The organism is Saccharothrix mutabilis subsp. mutabilis, from assembly GCF_039521145.1.
Classification (GTDB): Bacteria; Actinomycetota; Actinomycetes; order Mycobacteriales; family Pseudonocardiaceae; genus Actinosynnema; species Actinosynnema mutabilis.
In genome coordinates, this window is sequence record NZ_BAAABU010000015.1 from 52,485 (window position 1) to 70,809 (window position 18,325).

11 protein-coding genes are annotated in these 18,325 nt (G+C 72.2%); 3 read left to right on the plus strand and 8 right to left on the minus strand.

Annotated features, from left to right (window positions below; genetic code table 11):
* Nucleotides 1-19: 19 nt before the first annotated feature.
* The 7 genes from ABD126_RS26635 to ABD126_RS26665 form a co-directional block, all read right to left on the minus strand.
* Entirely contained in the window at nt 20-1,024 is a 1,005-nt protein-coding gene (locus ABD126_RS26635; RefSeq protein ID WP_343936676.1) for a hypothetical protein, read from the minus strand.
* Nucleotides 1,021-5,565, minus strand: coding sequence for an ATP-binding protein (locus ABD126_RS26640; protein ID WP_343936677.1), 4,545 nt, complete (start codon nt 5,563-5,565; stop codon nt 1,021-1,023). The genes ABD126_RS26635 and ABD126_RS26640 overlap by 4 nt, the downstream gene beginning before the upstream one ends.
* Nucleotides 5,562-7,676: a CHAT domain-containing protein gene (locus tag ABD126_RS26645; RefSeq protein ID WP_343936678.1), complete on the minus strand. Its 2,115-nt coding sequence runs from the start codon at nt 7,674-7,676 to the stop codon at nt 5,562-5,564. Before ABD126_RS26645 ends, ABD126_RS26640 begins: the two co-directional genes overlap by 4 nt.
* 14 nt (nt 7,677-7,690) lie before the next feature.
* A complete protein-coding gene (locus tag ABD126_RS26650) occupies nt 7,691-9,028 on the minus strand; it encodes a hypothetical protein (protein WP_343936679.1) in 1,338 nt (445 codons plus the stop codon).
* A 329-nt stretch (nt 9,029-9,357) separates the two neighbouring features.
* Entirely contained in the window at nt 9,358-10,641 is a 1,284-nt protein-coding gene (locus ABD126_RS26655) for a hypothetical protein (RefSeq protein ID WP_343936680.1), read from the minus strand.
* On the minus strand, nt 10,638-13,064 hold the full coding sequence (locus tag ABD126_RS26660; protein ID WP_343936681.1) for a CHAT domain-containing protein: 2,427 nt from the start codon (nt 13,062-13,064) through the stop codon (nt 10,638-10,640). The genes ABD126_RS26655 and ABD126_RS26660 overlap by 4 nt, the downstream gene beginning before the upstream one ends.
* A complete protein-coding gene (locus tag ABD126_RS26665; protein ID WP_343936682.1) occupies nt 13,061-14,839 on the minus strand; it encodes a caspase family protein in 1,779 nt (592 codons plus the stop codon). Before ABD126_RS26665 ends, ABD126_RS26660 begins: the two co-directional genes overlap by 4 nt.
* A gap of 597 nt (nt 14,840-15,436) precedes the next feature.
* On the opposite strand from ABD126_RS26665, the gene ABD126_RS26670 reads away from it, so the two are divergent.
* A complete protein-coding gene (locus tag ABD126_RS26670) occupies nt 15,437-16,552 on the plus strand; it encodes a hypothetical protein (protein ID WP_343936683.1) in 1,116 nt (371 codons plus the stop codon).
* Nucleotides 16,553-16,656: 104 nt separating this feature from the next.
* On the opposite strand, the gene ABD126_RS26675 is transcribed toward ABD126_RS26670, so the two are convergent.
* Complete coding sequence (locus tag ABD126_RS26675; RefSeq protein WP_343936684.1) at nt 16,657-17,166, minus strand: MarR family winged helix-turn-helix transcriptional regulator; 510 nt, start codon at nt 17,164-17,166, stop codon at nt 16,657-16,659.
* Between the two features lie 80 nt (nt 17,167-17,246).
* Between ABD126_RS26675 and ABD126_RS26680 the strand changes: the two genes are divergently transcribed.
* On the plus strand, nt 17,247-17,774 hold the full coding sequence (locus tag ABD126_RS26680; RefSeq protein WP_343936685.1) for a cupin domain-containing protein: 528 nt from the start codon (nt 17,247-17,249) through the stop codon (nt 17,772-17,774).
* Nucleotides 17,767-18,321: a dihydrofolate reductase family protein gene (locus ABD126_RS26685; protein ID WP_343936686.1), complete on the plus strand. Its 555-nt coding sequence runs from the start codon at nt 17,767-17,769 to the stop codon at nt 18,319-18,321. The genes ABD126_RS26680 and ABD126_RS26685 overlap by 8 nt, the downstream gene beginning before the upstream one ends.
* The last annotated feature ends 4 nt before the right edge of the window (nt 18,322-18,325 follow it).

Sequence of the window (18,325 nt, forward strand, 5' to 3'; positions counted from 1 at the left end):
GCGACCGGCGGGGTGATCCTCAGCCGCAGAGGAGGTCGTTCGCCGACAACGTCTCGACGTCCTCCCTGCCGGGCAGGCGGTGCGTCGGGATCGGGTCCAGGTCGTCCTCGTCGGGGGAGTTCACGCCCAGCACGGCCACGCGGTCGATGGCGTCCTGCACGTACTTCGCCACCCGCAGGGCGTCGACCTCGGTCAAGTCGGGCGAGTTCAGCACCAGGACAACGGCTTGCCGGCGCAACTGCTGGTAAGTCTCGGTCAGCCCCTGGTGGTAGGCGGAGCCCGCTTCGCGGCGCAGGCGCTCCAGCTCGGGGAACCGCCAGTTGTCGGTCTGTTCGCGGCACTCCACCCGCAGCACGAGGTAGTCGACGCCGGTCAGCTGACCGGTGGGACCGTGCAACCGGCCCTCCACGATTCGCAGGGAGTCGGACAAGGCGCCCGGCGGGGTGTTCACCACCGCGAGGTGCCCCGGCCGCAGCACGTGTCCGCCGCCGCCTTCCGACCCCATGGTCCAGTGCACGCCGAGCACCGGATCGGTGTCGGCCAGCACCGAGTCCAAGCCGGAGGACACCTTCTCCGCGACCACGGCCGCCGTCGACAACGGCGGTCCGATCAGCGACGCCAGGCTTCCGGCGATGGTCACGGCGGTCTCCAGCGGACCGCCGGTGGACGCCCGGTACAGCGCGGCCTCGACCTCCACCGGCCCACCCGCGTACGGCACGAGGGTCGTCATCGGGTAGTCCAGGTAGACGCCTGGCGCGGTCTGCGCCGCGTCGGGTCGGGTGAAGCGGGTGAACGGTGTGCTCTCGCTGCCCTGGAACGTCAGCGTGACGCCGCCGTGCAGGGTGGGGAAGTACTCCTTGCCCCAGCTCACGCGCTTGGCCAGGAACCCCTCGGCGAGCCACAGCCGGACGTAGCCGTCGCCCGGCACGGCGGGCCGCCCGTCGGGGTCGGGCAGGAACCGGGCCGTGATGTGCTCGGAGTTGGCCGTGAACCAGTCCCGGACGCGGTCGGCGATGGCGGTCACCGGGTCTCCTGTCGGTCGAACGTGGCGTGGAAGAGCATCAGGTCGAGACTCGCGCGCGGGCCCCGTCCCGGCGCCTCGTGCTCGGCGACCAGGCTTCGCAGTTCCGCGAGCATGAGCAGGACGTCCCTGGTCGACGCCTCGGGATGGCCGACGGTGTCCCAGATCCGGGCGATGACGCGAGTGGCCAGGCGGTCGGTCAGCGGTGGCACGACCAGGACCGTGTCGACCCCGGCGTCCACGGCGGCCGTCGCGCAGCGGATGAAGTCGGCGCGGTTGGTGTCCAGCGGCAGGGGATCCGAGTCGACGGGCTCGGCTTGGAGGACCAACGTCTTCGTCGGCCTGGTCGCCATCCGCTCGATGTCGATCAGGACCTCGCGGTCCCCGGTACGCGCGCTGGACGTGCCGGAGCCCGCTTCGACGCGGAAGTACGTGCCCGCTGAGGTGTCGACGGGCGTGCCGACCAGGTGCAGCAAGCGGAGATCGAGTTCGGGGATGTCGTGCGACCTCGCCGGTCGCAGGTGCCAAGGACCGCGGAACACGGTCGCGCCGAAGGAACTCTTCGGCAGGACGCCGTCGTGGACGCGGAACACCAGCGGGTTCGTCCCGTACCGGTTGCGCGCCCGGCCCAGCCACTGCTCCCACCCCCAGCCCCGCAGCCCGCGTTCGACCTTGAGACCGATCGCGTGGTACGTGCCCTCGCGGCGGACGCCGCGCATCGGGACCGAGGTGGCCGCGACCGCGCCCGGCGCGGCTGCCGGGTCGAGCGGGTACTCGTCGCGCGGGCGCCACCTGCGGTGGTTCGCGATCACCCGGAGGCGGCGCTGCCTGCGGCCGTCCATCTCGGCGGCCAGCAGGCTCCGCTCGGCCTCGATGGTGATCCGGCGGTGCCGGCTGCCGCCGACACGCACGACGTCGACCGGCGTCAGCTGCCGGTCGCCCAAGCCCCGCAACGCCACGGCGCCGGCGCCGAGCGCGACCCCCGCCGGCACCAGGACCAGCCACCACTGGGGGAACAGCACCAGGACCACGGCCAGCAGCACCAGGACGATCATGGCGGCCACCATGAGGGCGTCGATCCGCGCCAGCTCGGCGAGGCGAGCCCAGAACAGCTGCCTGGTGATCGTGGAGACGTTCGTCGAGTCGAAGCGGTCGTTCCAGGTTGAGGTCAGGTCCCGGTCGGTTTGGAACACAGACACGCCCTGATTCGCTATCGCGGCCTGGTTCGCGATCGCGTGGCCCGTGGCGGATCTGTCGCCGACGGCGGTGTACTCGTCGACGGCGACCTGGGCGAGGGTGACTCCCAGCTTGGGCGAGGCCAGTCCGCGCACGTCGCTCGCCAGCAGTGCGGCGACGGCACGCGCGCGAGGCGTGTCGGGTAGGAGGTCGTGGGTCACCGAGTCGGTGGCCAGTGATTCGGTCTCCCACACGTCGAGGTGGTCGGCGGGGTGCCATTCGGTCTCCGGTGGGACGGAGTCGGGGACGCACCGCCAATACCCGTAGTCGCTGAGCGGCTCACGGTCGGGTTCGGCGTCGTCGACCAACCGTCGCACCAGCCACGCCTCGTCCCGGACCCGTGGTGAACCCTCGTAAGCCAGTCGCAACACCGGCGCCCAGTCGGTCCGGCGGTGCCTGCGGCACAGGCGCAGCAGAGCCAAGTCACACGACTCCACCACGCGCGCGTCGGTGCCGCCGGCGACGGCCTGCTCCTTGTGCTCGGCGAGCAGTTCCACCGCCGCCTCGGGCTCGTTGGCGGCGCTCAGCGCGTCGGCCACCGCCAGCACGAGTGGACGGGCGAGGCGGTGGTGGAGCCACTCGGTGGCCGGCCAGGAGTGGTGCTCGAGCTCCAGGGGGAGTTCCGCGAGGGGAACGACCCGGTGGCACAACTCGTAGTCGATGGTGGCGGCGACCAAGCGGTCGGCGTCGATGTCGTCGGCGCGTCGTGGGAGCGCGTCCCGTCGCCACGAGGTCCACACCGCCTCATCGAGCGCGGTGCCACCGTAGAGCGCGTCGAGCACCCGCATGAGTCGTGCCCGGTCGAGCAGACCGGCCGGCGCCACCCAGTCGCGGTGCTTGGCGGGCTCGCGGGCGGCCTCCAGGCGGGACAGGGCCAGCCGTGACGCTCGCGGCTGGTGCGTCCCACGCCGCATCAGCACCCCGTCGAACAGGATCGACGCCGCCGCGGCGATCGTGGGCTCCGGGTGTCCAGCGAGTTCAGCCAAGGTGAGGTAGAGGCCGGGCGGGACCGGCAGGTCGACGCACATCGTCTCGGCGGCGGCCAGCAGCGAGTCGGCGACCTCCGGGCGCGCTCTGGCACGAGCCGCCAGCACCCTCCAGTCGTCGTGGTCGATCGGCGCGCCGGCCGCCGTCCGGCCCAACTCGCCCCGCAGCGCGAGCACTTCGCGCAGCTCCGGGTCCGGGTGGCGGTGCGCGGTGCGCTGGACTTCCGTCCACAGCTCGACCAAGCCCTGTGGCTGCCCGGTGTGCAGACGCGCCGCGGCCTGGGTGGCGAGCACGGCCGCCAGGACGGTAGGACCGGGGGAGGGGCGCTCCGCCTCGACCACGCTGACCCGGGCCGTGACCTGCACCGCCCATCCCCAGTCGTCCCGCTCGGTCACCCGGCGCTCGACGTCCTCCCACAGGGCGGCGGCCTCGTCGGGCGGCAGCAGCCGCATCGCGGCCTCCACGGTCTCCGCCACGACCTCGGACAGCCGGTGGCTGCCCGACACCACCGCCGCCGCGTCACGACCCAGCCGACGTTCGTCCAGCGGCGCGCCGATCTCCTTGGACGCGAGCACCTTGCGCATCCGGTCGCGCAGGTGCTCGTCCACCTCCACGACCAGCGGCCGTCCGTCCGGGCCGAGGCGCACGACGGTCACCCACTCCTGCGCGGCGAGCCCGTCGAACGCCGATCCGGGGTCCACTCCCATCCGGCGCAGGGTCGGCGTGATGAGGACCCGGTCGAACCTGCCCAGCGCGACCGCGACCGGCAGCGCCGCGAACACACCCGGGTCCTGGATGCGAGCCACGATCCGGCGCTCGACGTAGGGGTCGCCGGGCGCGTCGAGGAGGTCTTCGGCCACCAGGTCGGGGTCGCTGCGCGCCCAGGCGCAGTAGCTCTCCAGTTCGAACGGGTTGTAGCGGTCGGTGCCGCGCACCGCCGACCGCTCCAGCAACGCGGCCCGCAAGCCCTCGGGCACCGCCCGGGAGTCCAGGAACCGCACCGCTTCCTCCGCGGTGAACCCCGCGACGCGCAGGACGTCCACGTACGGGCGCGGGAGGAGCTTGGGTCCACCGTAAGCGCGGGAGTCCGGCGGAACCAGCCAACGCCTGCCCGCGAACACCACTCGAACGCGGGGCACCCGGTCGTGCAACTGCTCCAACAGGTCGAAGGTGCGGTCGATGGCGGGCGCGCTCACCCCGGGCGCGTACAGCTTCGCCAGCTCCTCGCAGGTGTCGAGCACCAGCACGACCGTGCTGCCCAACTCCTCAACCAGTCGCGCGAACCGCTCCACCGCACCCGTGACCAGAGTTCGGGCGCGCTGCTTGTCCGGGTCCGGCTTCGCCAGCTCCTCGTGCAGGGCGTCCGCGGTGTCGTGCACCCGACGGTGGTACTGCTCGGCCGCGCGTGACGGCGCGAACCCCAGCAGTTGGTCGGTCAGCGCCACCAGCAGCTCGACCGGCCGCTGCTCGGGGTAGCGCGGGTCGAGGTGGTCGAAGTCGACCCGGGCGACCGGGAACGGGTCCAGACCGAAGTCCTCCGCGAGCCGCCCGGATGCCAGGTAGCGCAGCACCATCGTCTTGCCCACGCCCGCGTCGCCCATCAGGTGCAGCGCCCAGCGCTGGTCGTCGTCGGCGGCCACCAGCCGGTGGATCGCCGCCTCGATGCCGGCCCGCCGGAAGTAGCCGCGCAGGTGGTCCAGGTCGTCGGCGGTCCGGTACTCGCGGTCCAGCCGCCACTGCGCCCGTTTGACCGCGCCTTCCAGCGCGCCACCGAGGACGTCGCCCACCAGCCGCGCCGTGGCCACGGTCTCCGCCGCGCCGGACAGGTCTCCCGCGCCGAGCAACGCGTCCACGCGGTCCATGAGCAGCTTGCCGGACGGGTCGTCGCGGAATTCCCGCACCTCCAGCCAGCGACGGAGCTGGTCGTTACCGGTCCACCGACCGCGGATCAGGTCGCACAGCCGCTCGTACTCCTGCCGCACCACCGCCCCGCCGAGCCGCTTCCGCACGTGATCGCCGACTTCCCGCCGGCGCCGGGCGCGCACCCAGAACGCCTCGTGCGGTGCGCCGGAGCGGTCCCCGCCTTCCGGGTCGATGCCGCGCTCGACCAGCCCGGCCGCCTCCAGGCGGGACACCAGGTCGTCGAAGCCCGGGGCGGGCACGAGCCCCAGATCGGCCGCCAGGTCGGCGTTCCACCGCGGCACCAGGCTCGCCCGGCACAGCGTGCGTGCGTCGAAACGGCCGAACGAGTCCGCGTGAGCCTCGCGGTTCAACCGGGCAAGGCCTGTGCGCAACTGCTCGCCCAAGCCGCCCGCGTTCACGAGTAGCGCTCCTCGTACCGCGACCACGCCGCCTCGTCGTCACCGGTCACGAACACCTCGACGCTCTCCAGCAGCCTCGCCACCTTGTACAGCACCGGATCGCGCACCACGGTCGGCCTGCCGTCGAAGATGTCGAAGGACTGCGCCAAGACGTCGTACCGGGCGTCGGGACGGGCCGCGTAGACCGTGGCGTCGTCACCACCGCGCGGCGACGACGGGTTGAGCAGCACCCATTGGAAACCGATGACGGCCTCGTCCACCGGGAGCGGCCCCAACTTGGGGAACACATAACCGGGCATGTTCGCCATCCGCTCGCAGAACGACTTGACCGCCGCGCCGCTGGGCACCCCGGTGGAGGCGGTGAACACCATCGGCACCGGCGAACCATGCCCGCCGAAACCGTTGCGGCCGAACGACCTCAGGTGGTCGAGCAACTCGGGGAGCACGCCCCACCGGTGGATCTCGTCGCCCAGCAGCACAACGCTGGTGTGCGCGCCGAACGGCTCGGGCAGTCCGCGCGCGGCGGTCGCCAGGGCACCGAGGTCGGCGGCCAGCATCGTCGTGGCAACGCCCCGGTCCAAGGGGGCGGACAGCGCGCCGAATCCCGCTTTGGCCTCCTGGAACGCGAGGCGCGACCCGTACGGGTCGTCGGCGGCGGTGGTGTAGTGGGGCTCGAGGAGCCTGAACCGGGGCAGGGTGATGTCCAGTTCGGTGGCGAGCAGGCCGACGCAGTCCAGCAGGGCGAGCAGCATCGCCCGCAGGTCGTTCGGTTTGGTCGTCGTGGGGTCGAACGGGCCCAGCAGCAGCGGCAGGTGCCCGCGCAACAGCAGCAGGTAGCCCATCTCGCGCAGCAGGCGCGTGCCACCGAGGCCGGAGATGTCGTCGCCCACCGCGCCGATCACCGAGAGCCTGCGGTTGGCGTCGGACGCGAACAGGTCGTCCACCAGGTCCAGGATGCTGGTGCGGCCGATGAACAGCGGCCACTCGCGCAGCTTCAGGCTGTCGGCGACGTCCACGATCCGGCGGGCGCCCGCGTCGACCGGGCGGAACGACGAGGGAACCGACTCGGCCACGAACAGCGACGGCATCGCCCAGTCGAGCTGGTCGCGCGGGCTGGTCGAGTCCAGCAGCGCCGCCCGCCGGCCTTTGGCCGCCGCCACCGGCAACGGGGTCCCGTCGCTGATCGCTTCCACCAGTCGGCGCGTGTAGAGGCGGCAGGCCTGCTCGCTGACCTCGCCGGACACGGCGGAAACGATGGGGATGCCTTGCTCCACCAGTTCCGCCGCGAGGGGGCCGCCGCCGGCCGCCGAGGACGACCCGCTGCCGCAGGCGCTGAGCACCACGGCGAGCGGCCGGTGGGCGGCGGTGAGCGCGGGCGCCAGCTTGTCCGCGGTGACCTGTTCGTCCTCGCCGAGCACGATGCTGCCCCGACCGTCGACCGTCTCGCCGTGCGCCACGAGGTGCACCAGGTCGGGGCGGAACCGGGCGCAGTGGTCGGTGAGGCTGCGCAACGACACCGTGTGCGCCGCCTTGGCCGAGCACACGCCCCGCGCGTCGAACCCGCGCAGCAGTCCCATGAACATGGCGCCGGGGCGGATCACCTCGTCGACCAACGACCCGCCGACGGCGAACAGCACGCGCGGGGTGCGCTCGATCGTCTCGACGGCGGCCGTGGAGACCGGCACGACACGTGTGATCGCCACCAGCAGGTCGGGGTCGCCCGCCAACGGCCCCCGGTCGTCGTGCACGGCCTCCCAAACCAGGCGGTGCAGGTCGGACTGGTCCACCGGCCAGCGCAACGCCAGTTCCACACCGCGGGCGGCGAGGACGGCGGGCGCGGTGCGGACCCGTTCCCACACCGGGCCCAGCAGCCCGTCGAACAGCCAGCGGCCGTAGCGGCGCACGTCACCGTCCTGAGTGGACCGTGTGGCGACCCGGTCGAGCAGGTCCGCCAAGTCCTGGGCGGGCATCGTCGAAGCGGGTACCCACTGCGCCCGCACCCCCGCGCCGATCCGTTGTGCGGGCAGGAGGTACTCGGCCTCGACGCCGGCGCCCCGAACCCGCACCGACCAGCCGCCCGCGTCGGCCGTGGGCGCGAGGTCCAACACCACCCGCGGTAACGGCATCAAGCGCCGCCCAGCAGCAGGTCGGCCAAGTCGTCGGCCAATCCGCCGAGATCACGGTCCGGGGTACCGGCCAGGAGTCCGGGCGCACCGCTGCGGGTCAGCGCAGCCACCAGGTTGCGCCCCGACAGAGGGGGGTCGGCGTCGTCGGTCGTGCGGTGCCGGTGCACAGCGGCGGCCAACAGCACACGGGGTGCGGCACGGGTGTCCAGCGGCGTGATCACGGGCTTGACTCGGCCCAACTGCTCGGCCCACCTCTCGACGCGGCTGGTGTGCGACAGGACATCCCGGTCCACCAACGAGCGTAGTGCCTTCTCTCCCAGGGGAATCCCCAATAGTGCGGAGACGACGTCGGACACCGCGGCCAAGTGCCTCAGCGCCCGGTCCCGCAGCGGGCCGGTCCGCCCGGTGAGCCACTCCCGCGCCGCGTCGACCCCGGCCGCCGGCGTTCCCATGCCGATGAGCACCTCGCCGAGCACGGCGGAGCGCACCACCGGGGGAGGGTACGGCCCCACCGGCCGCAGCAGGTGGTCCGGCGACCCGAATTGCAACTCCTCGACCGCCCACGCCGCGGCGCCACCCACCATGAGCACGGAGAACACGTCGGCGAACACCTCACCGCTCCACGTCCGCCACTCGCGCTGGAGGTCGGCGGGTGCGGCGTCGCGCACGGCGTCCACGGTGGCGGTTACGAGGTCGAGGTCGTGCTGGACGTGGTGCCCGGTCTCGTGCGCCGCGACCACCAGCCACCACGGCTCCCGGGCGGCGACCTCCGGCAGCGCGACCACCGGCACGGGCAGGCGCGCGACGAACTCGGCCAGCGGGTCGTCCTCGGGGACGCGGAAGTCGGCCGGCACCGAGCACCGCCGCACCGAATGGCCGTCGGTGCCGGTGTCGAGGAAGCACACGGGACCGGTCGGCGGGGTGACGCCGGCGACGACGAATGCCGCCTGCCAACAGCCGCGCACGACCTCGTCCGCCGCGCGCATCAAAACGGCGTGCGGGTGGTCGTCCAGCCGCTGGTCGTACTTGACCGCGTACCAGTCGAACAGGCGGCGCACCACGGCGAGTCGCCCATCCAGCCACCGGCACCGCTCGTAGCACTGGCCCGGGTCGGGCGGCGGGTCGGCCAGTTCGGCGTCGAGGCGGTCGAGCATGCGCAGGAGCACGGCTTCGAGAGCGTCGAAGTGCGCGGTGAAACGCCGGAACCGCCGATCGGCTCGTCGTTGTGCCAACCACGCGGCCACCTCGGCCCGCAGCGCCGCTGACGAACCCGCGGTGCGGCGCAGTCTCGCGGCAGTGCGCGGTGCGCTGAGGGCGACCATCTTCGTCCCGTCCATCTTCTCTTCAGTCGCGCCCGGCTCACCGTCGGTTACGGCGCGGGGACGGCCCGATCGGGTGATGTTGTACGCACACCTGATGCGCGGCTGTTCAGCGGTCGGTGTCTCTACGAAGGGTCGAACGTCTCGTCGAGTTCGGGGAAGACCTCCGCCACAGCCGTCCGGCAGACCTCCGGGTGCCGGCGGACGGCCGGGGCTTCGACCGGCGCCGCCCGAACGAAGGCTGACTGCCGGTATCACCGGACAGGAGTCGGCGGTGTGCCCGAGCACCGCGCGCGGAGGCCTTCGGCTCCGAGCGACCACGCGGATCTCCACGTTGACCGCAGGGGTCACGGTAGTCGGCCGCTTCGACCGGGGTTCCCGCCGTGGCCGATGCGCTCGACTATGTACGCCCGCACATCACGAAGGTCCGGCGGAACGCTCTCCCGGGGCATCTCGACGAGTCGCCGCAGCCCGTCGTCGTAGAGCGTTCGCGCGGCGTCGGGGTCGGCGAACCGCAGGAACCCGTAGGTCTCCGCGAGGATCTTGTACGTCGTGGCGTGGCCCCGTCGGTAGTAGTGCTCGGCAGTGGCCAGCGCGTCCCAGCACATCGCCACGGCCTGGTGGCGATGGCCGGCAGCCGCGTAGGCGTAAGCGAGGTCGACCTGGATCTCCAGGGTGACGGGATGCGCGGGTCCCACGACGTAGCGGCTGCGGTCCAGCAGTCCGACCACCTTGTCGACGGCGGCATGGAGGTCGTCCGCCATGTACCGCCTGACGGCGTGCCAGGCGGTCAGGAGCGCCTGCACCCGGGTGTCCGGGCGGGGAACACCGAGCGGTGTCGCCGGGGGTTCCGCCGTCGCGGTCGGCGCACCGCGTCGAGGCAGCTCGACCTCGTACATGTAGCGGCCGGTCACCCGGTACCGGCCGACATGCTGGGTGAGGTCGGCGAGCCGGTCGAAGAAGGGCTCGTCCGGGTCGGTCGCCCGCCGCCGCCAGTCGGCCAGCCACAACGCGAAGCGGAGGAGGTGCTCGTCCAGAGCGGCGTGTTCGGGATCGGGGGCGCGGTCGCCGGACGCGTCCACGGTGAACATGATCAGCACACCGGCCACCCTGAGCAGTTCCGCGCGGTGGCGGTCGAGAACGGCGCCGGGAAGTTCGATGAACGTGCCCGGGTTGAGCGTGGAGTTCCTGATCATGGCGGCGTAGTACGCGAGCTGGTTGAGCATGACTCCGAGGTCGTAGTAGCGGCGCCGGATGCGCGGCAGGAGCGCGCGGACGTCCCCGATGAACGCGTCCAACCGCTGGGCGACGTCCTGCTGACCTGCCATCCACTTGTCGAGGTCGGCGAGGCGGTGATCGCCCTTGCGCGTCAGCCGCCGGATCGCGAGGTTCAAGACCTCAAGGCGGTCGGGACGCATCCCGAGGTCGGCCAGGTGGTTGGTCAGCCGGCGTCCCTTCTCGGCCAGCTCGTCGACCTGGTGGGAGTGGATGCCCCGGGTCAGGAACGTGAGCGTCCCGGCGTAGTGCTGGTAGAGGTGCTCGAGGTCCCACCCGATGACCAGTTCCACGGCACGGTCGGGTCCCGGGCGTGCGGGCTCGGGCGGCTGGAGGTCGCGGTCCGGTCCGGTCACGGGGCACCGAAGATCCGGAAGCCCGCCCAGTGGCGGGGATCGGCGGTGAGCGGGTCGGACCGGAGCCGGCTCCGTGCGTCGCGCAGCGCCGCGGCGCTGTCCCCGGTGTGGGCGAAGGCGCGGTGGAAGTGGTCCATGAACGCCGCGGTCACCCGGTCGTCGACGGCCCACAGCGGGGCGACGACGGCACGGGCGCCCGCGGCGAGGAACGCGCCCGGGAACCCGACGTACTCCTCGCCGGGCAGGACCCGCCCGGTGCCCGCGTGGCACGAGGCGAGGACCACGAGCCTGGCGTTGAGCCGCAGCCGTGCCAGGTCCGCGTACCAGAGCACCTGCGGTCGGTGGATCGGCCCGGCCAGGTGCAGGGCGGCGAAGTCGGGGTGCTCGGGGAAGGCCAGGCCGTGGCAAGCCAGGTGGAGGACGTCGGCGTCGGCCATGTTGGCGACCACGGGGTTGAACTCCAGGTCGTCGCCGACGCGAACCATGGTGTCGACGAAGAACTCCGCTGCCCCACGCAGTTCGTGCCGTGCGTGGGGCAGGCTTCCGTCGGGGTCCCCGAACCCGACGAAGCGCGGTATCAGCCGTTTCAGGCGTGGTGCCGCCAGCACGTGCCCCAGCAGGGTCAGGTTGGGCACGCAGCTCACCGCGTGGGAGTCGCCGAGCGGGGCGGCGCCGAGGTGTTCCAGCGGTACCCGCCACAGGTCGCCCATGGGGACCAGGAAGACGCGAGAGCCCGCTCGGAGGTGTTCGCGGAGCGGGTCGACGACGCGTTCCTCCAACCGGCGGTCCTCCGCTGCCGGCGGCTGCGTCCCCGTCAGGGTGGGCAGGACCTCCTCGACGAGGTCACCCATCTCCTCCGGCTCGAACGTGGCGATCTTCCGAGTGTCGTCGTGCGTAATCAGGTAGATCACGCCGGTGCCGCCGTAGACGACGACGCGATCGTCTTCTCGCAGCAGCGAGCGCAGTCTGCCCGTCGGCAGCGGACCGCTGATGATCGGCGCCGTCCGGTCGTCGTCGGTCAGCGCCAGTTCCTGCCGTTCACGCCGCACGCGCTCCCGGCCGAACGCCGCCATGAGCACACTGCGGTTGCCGACGCTGCGATCGGCCAGGTACCGGCCGAGGCACTCCTCCAGCGCGGTCGGCCGCGGCTCAGCGCGCGACCACGGGTGCGCGAGCGCGTCGGCCCACAGCTCGTGCGACCACAACTGGGCGACCAGCGCCCGGCTGGTGGCCGCCTGGATGACGTCGACCGCCTGTTCGCCGCCGACCAGCCGATCGAGGTTGCGCGCGTGCAGCCGGTAGGTTCCGGCGTATTGGCCGGACAGTTGCCGCTGGACGCGCTGAGTCCGGTTGCGGCGGCGGAGCTTCTCGGCCTCCCGCACCAAGGCCTCACCGCGCGCGATGACGGCACGCCCGCCCTCCTCGTCCCGGACACCGACCTCGCCGAGGAGGGTGACCGCGGCGAGCGCGGGCGTCTGGTCGGGCACGACGTCGCCCGGTCGGAACTCCAGGGCCGCGAGCTTGCCCTCGCACATCCGCCGGTAGAACTCGGCCTGCCCGCCCAGCAGGTCGGCGGAGTCCCGGCACCACCGGAGGCGCTCGATGAGCGTTTCGACCTCCCGGGCGCTCATGGCCTCGACGTACTGGTGCCACCACCGCGCGACAGGTTCGTTGGCGACTTCCAGACTGGTCAACACCTCGCCGGCCGCTGTCCAGTGGTTGTGGTCGACCAGGACGGTGAGCTGGGCGACGAGCGCGTTCTGCACGCCCCGCTCGTCGTCGGCCGCGCGGTAGGCGGCTTCGGCCGCCCTGGCGTGCGCAAGCATCAACGCCCACTGCTCGGACGGCTGCGCGGTCCGCTGCTCACCGACCCCGTGCCCGGTGCGCATCCAGACCTTGAAGAGCGCGATCTCGGCGTCACCCTCCACGTCGGGCCGGCCGGCGGCTCGGGCGGCCGTCACCGCTCGGAACAGGGCGGCTTCCGCCGCGTCCAGCCTGCCGTCGTCGAGCAGCCGTCGTCCGTGCTGTTCGATCACGCGGGGATCGTCGTCATCCGGAGTGGGGAGCGGCTGCCCGCCCTGGATCCGGCGGACCAGGTCCGCGTCCAGTTCCCCGGCCCGGACGGCCTCCACCAAGCCCAGCGCGCCGCGCAGGTACGCGCCGACCTTGCCGTCGGCGAAGACGTCCCTCGACCGCTGCGCGTGGACCAGCGCGACGCACCGCGCGACGAGCCACTCCGCCTCGTCGGTGCGCAGCAGGGGGTTGCGCTCCACGAGCGCGACTTTCGACTCGGCGTCGGGCGCGGTGACCAGTTCGGTCACAGCACGCACGAGACCGGGCCCACCGCCCAGCGCCCCGAGGTCCTCGTTGGCCCGCCACACCACCGCCGTGAGCAGCTCCAACCACTTCTCGTGCCTGATCACCGGGTCACCTCCGGACTGCCGGCGGGGTGCAGCGGGAAGTCGATCCTGGCCGCGCGGAACCCGACGGGCAGCGTGTCGTGCACCGCGACCTCACGGAGGTTCGAGACCGGGCCGGAGGTGCTCTCCAGGACCGACAGGTCCACCGGCCGGTACGCCGCGAGGACCAGCAGGGTCTCCCGCCGCGGGCCGGACCGCGGCGCGTCCGAGGGCCACGACAACACCATCCCCCGGCGTCCACCGACCGTGTGGACGTCGTCGGGTGCGCCGGCCAGCATCAGCGGCCTGCCGTCCGGCTGGTCATTGGTGAGCAGGGTGACGCGGCCGTTCACGCCGATGTCGAAGAGCCAGGTGTAGAGCCGGAACGGCGACAGGTTGGCCAGCCGGACCGCCAGCCGGTCACCCGGGTGGAACGCGGTGCCGTCGGGCACGTCCACGCCCACGCCGTCGACGCAACGAAGAAGACGCAACGCCACCACCGGCGGCTCCTCCGCGACGTCGGCCAGTGCGCGGACGCGTTCGGCGTGGACGAGCCCGTCGAGCACGTGCCGCACGCGCTCGACCGATCCGGGGACGGTGGTGTGGAGCGTCCGTCCGCCGGCGTTGCGGATCTCAAGGCCGTCGGAACCGACGGTGAGGGTGAAGGCCGCCTCGGCCGCGGTGTCGACGAGTGCGAGCTGCGGGGACTCGGTCACCAGCCGCCGCAGGTCCGACCCGAGCCGGTCGTCCACGTGGACGGTGAAAGGGCGAGCGCTGGTCACGACACGGGCGGACACCGCGTCGTCCGCCGGACCGCTCGCCTGGAGCACCGCGTCGACCCCGGTGAACGCGGCCACCACCGCGTCCTGGCCCGCCGCGGTGGTCTCCGAGGCGACGAGCTGGAGCCGGTCGCCTTCGTGCAGGCCGAGCAGTCGCCCGGCTTCGACCACCAGCCTCCCGCCACGTCGGGACACCGGGAACGCACCGGACGCCGGTTCCTCGTCGAGGGAGAAGGGGTGCCGGGCCGACGGTCCCTTGACAGCGGGGCGCTGTCCCAGCGCCCGTTGCCGCATGTCTTGTCGGACGCGGTGCAGCACACGCCGCCACGAGATCCGTCGATCGTCGACGTCCTCCAGCACACCGACCAGGACGTCGGTGAACAGGCCGCAGCGTCGCCCTCCTCGACCGGGCCCCTCCCACGCGACCTGATCGGGTTCGGCGGCCACGAGCCGGACCGCGTGCGGATTCACCCGTTCGGCGACGTCCCCGAGGGAGGCGTCCCGGTCGAGCAACGCTCTCACGGGCACCACGCGCTCCAGCGACCGGGACCGCAGCAGGGGCTCCCGGCTCATCGCGCCGGCGAAGCAGCAGTCGAGGACCATCGTGACGTTGCGCGTCCGCTCGGTCAGCCTTGCCTGGACGGTCGAGAGCTCGGCGGACAGCACACCGCGGAAGTCGTCATCGGTGGAGTCGTCGAAGTCGATCGGCACCAGGTAGGTGATGTATGCCGGCTGGCCGCGTGCCCTGCGCTGCACCCAGTCGGCCCGCAGCTGACGGCCGCCGTGGCCGGAGTAGTAGACCACCACGGCGTCACGGGGTTCGGTTGCGCGCGTCAGCCTGTCGAACGCGGAAAGGATGCCGCCGTAGGTGGCTTCCGGTCCTGCGCAGCGCTCGACGGCGAACCCCTTGGACCGCAGCAGCCCATCCATCGAGTCGAGGTCTCGGACCACCCCGGACAGCCCGAACGTCTCGGCGCCGATCAGCAGTGCTCTGCGACGCCCCGGCGAGCGACCTACCATGCCGGTTGCTGACGGACGAACGCCCACGCGCCGGCGCGCAGCGGAATTCTCGCCCTGCCTGTTCGCCGCGACGTCCGTGCTGGTTGGTCAGCCGGTCAGGCTGTCACCGGCAACTGCTCTTCGCGTCGCCTCTGCGCACATGCCACCAACGCCGACGCGGTGCCGTGCCGCTCGCGCAGTCCGGTTCCTCGATGGTTGTTCGCAGAGATCCGGCGTCACCGTGTGGCAGGTCCCGCGGCGGAAGTGCTTCGCCACGACCGCCTCTCACACGTCCCACCACCATGCGATGGATTCGACGGCAACTGGTGTGTCGGCGGTGTCGATCGGTTCTGCCGCCAACCCGGGCGCGGTGTCCCGGTGGTGTCGGGTGTAGCGGGTGACTCGGCTGGCCCAGTCGATGTTCCCGCGGATGGTGTACCCCGCCGATCGGGTGAAGCTGTGCCGGCTTGCGTCGGCCACGACCTCGCGCTCTTCGGGGGACTGCGTCGACGAGATCGGGAGCGCGTCAGCGGTGCGCCGACAGGTGGACGCACGGGGCGCCGGTCGCCGGTAGCGTTCGGGGCAGGGCCGCCAAGTCCTTCCAGCAACGGAGCGACCATGCCCTGGTTCAGACCCCTCGTCGCGGTCCTGCTGGCCGTCGTGCTGCCGGTGCTCGCCGCGCCGGCCGCGCGGGCGGCCGACCGCGTGCCGGCCACCGCACTGCCCGGCCTGTCCGCGCAGGACCCGACCAGGGTCCTCGACCTCAACGACGCGGGCCAGATCATCGGTGAGAGCGGCTCGACGCCCGTGCTGTGGCGGCGTGCACGCGTCACCGCGCTGCCCGGCAGCTTCGCGACCTCGATCAACCGTCGCGGCCAGGTGGTGCTCACCGACTCCCGGATCGGCGGCGGTGATTACGTCCAGCACCCCAAGATCTGGCACGACGGCACGACCACCGGCATCGCGCCCGAGGGTGCGGGCATCGTCGCCGCCGGCGCGATCAACGACCGCGGTTGGGTGCCGATGACCTACTCGGCGTCACCGGCGGGCTGGCACCTGGAGCGGGCCGCGGTGTGGCGGGACGGCCGCGTGCAGGTGCTCCCGGTCGGCGACGCGGGCCCGCACCTGTCCGCCCGGGTGATCAACCACTACGGCCTGGTCGCCGGCGCCCACACGCCGATGATGGGCGGCGCATCCTTCGGGTTCCGCTGCCGAGAGGGCTCCTGCGACCGGTTGCCCGACGCGCCGGGCACGTCTGGCTCGTACTCGGTGAGCGCGGTGAACGGCTCCGGCGTGATCGTCGGCAGCCGCGGTCTCGTGCCGTTGCGCTGGCAGGGCGACACCGTGACCGTGCTGCCGGGTGGTGAGGGCCGGGTCGCGGACAACCGGCGCGCGGTCAACGAGCGCGGTGACGTCGCGGGGTGGACCAAGGACGCCGCGGGCGTCCGGCGGGCGACGGTGTGGCGCGGCGGACAGCAGGTCGTGATCCCGGTGGCCGGGCCCGCCGAAGCGCTGGCGGTGAACGACAACGGCGACGTGGTCGGCCGCAGCACGGCCTCGGGCGCCGATCGCGCGTTCCTGTGGCGCAACGGGCGCGTGATCGACCTGGGCACGCTGGGCGGTGCCTACAGCACGCCGGTGGCGTTGAACAACACCGGCACGATCATCGGCCTGGCGACGACGGCGGACGGCTCGTACCGCGCGGTGCGGTGGCAGGTGGGTCCGGCCCGGTAGGGCCCGTCCGGGCGTGGTGTGCTTCGACGGCAGCCCCGGGATCGGGTCTGCCGTCGTCCACCGCCGCGGCTCGCCGGCTGTCGCCGGCCTCGTGACTCGCGGAACTAGGCTTCCAGAGAGCGCAGCAGGGTCCGCAGGAGTCCGTCGAGTGCTTGGAGTTGCTCCTCGTCCAGCCCCGACAGCAGCCGGGTGACGTTGGCCGTGTGCGCCGTCATCGCTTCGTCGACGATGCCGTGACCCTTGTCGGTGAGCCGGACGCGGAAGCTGCGGCGGTCCTCCGGGTCGAGGGTGCGCTCGACGAGTCCGGCCGCCTCCAGGCGGTCCAGGCGGTTGGTCATGCCCGCGCGGGTCAGCATCAGTGCCGCCGAGAGTTGTGACGGCCTCAGCGTGTACGGATCGCCGGAGCGGCGCAGCGACGCCAGGACGTCGAACTCGCCCTTTTGCAGCCCGAACCGGGCGAAGACCGCTTCCTGCGCGGGCAGCAGCAGGAGGCTCACCCGACCCAGGCGGCCGGCCACGGCGATGGCGTCGAGGTCGAGGTCCGGGCGTTCGCGTGCCCAGGCCGCGATCACGCCGTCGACGGCGTCGGGGTGCTCTTGGCTCGTCTCACTCACACTCGCACTCTATTCGACCCTGGCTCTATCCGACAGTTGATAGTTTGACACCGTACTATCAGTCGTGTGACTATAAGGCCATGAGCACACCACGTCCCACCGGTCTGGGGGTTCCGCCGCTGGTAGTGCGGCGGGGCGAGGCGGAACTCCTGGGAACGGGACCGAACACGATCTCGCTGCTCGCCGACGTGCCGGCGACCGGCGGTGCCCTCAGTGCCACGCGGACGACGCTGGGCAAGGGCCAGGACGGGGCCGTACGGCACTACCACGGCACATCGGCGGAGGCGTTCTTCGTCCTCGACGGAGTCCTCCAGGTACTCGTCGGCGAGGACGTCGTCACGGCGGGGGAAGGCGACCTGTTGTTCGTGCCGCCGCACACCGTCCACGCCTTCGCCGCGGCACCGGGCTCCGGGGCCGACCTGCTCATCGCGTTCATCCCCGGTGTCGAGCGGTTCGGGTATTTCCGGCTCCTCGACCGGGTCCGCAACGGCGACGCCACACCAGAGGACCTCTTCGCCGCCCAAGAGCGCTACGACAACCACTTCGTCGACAGCACCACCTGGCACAACGCCCGCCAAACCAAACGACTGGAGACAACCCGTGCGTAAGGTCATCAACTCCACCTACTCCACGCTCGACGGCTTCATCGACAACCCGCACGAGTGGTCGCTGCGCTACTCCAGCGAGGAAGCTCAGGCGTACGCCTTCGCGATGACCACGGCCGCCGACGCGCTGCTGCTCGGCCGTGTCACCTACGAAGGCATGGCGCAGGCGTGGCCGCACATGGGCGGGAACCCGTTCTCGGACCACGTCAACCGCATCACCAAGTACGTCGTCGCGTCGCAGCCGGTCGACACGTCGGCGTGGAACCCCACTGTCGTCATCCCCGGTGGTGATCTCGTCGCCCGGGTCGCGGAACTCAAGGAGCAGCAGGGCGGCGACATCCTGATCTGGGGCGCCGGCCGCGTCACCGACGCGCTGGCGGCGGCCGGTCTCCTCGACGAGTACCGGATCTGGCTGTGCCCGGTCGTCAAGGGCAAGGGCGAGCCGCTGTTCCGCGAGGACAGCGCCACGACCCTCGACCTGCTCGACGCGACGACGTTCGCCAACGGCGCCGTCGTCCTCACCTACCGGCCGACGACGGCCGCGTCCTGACCAC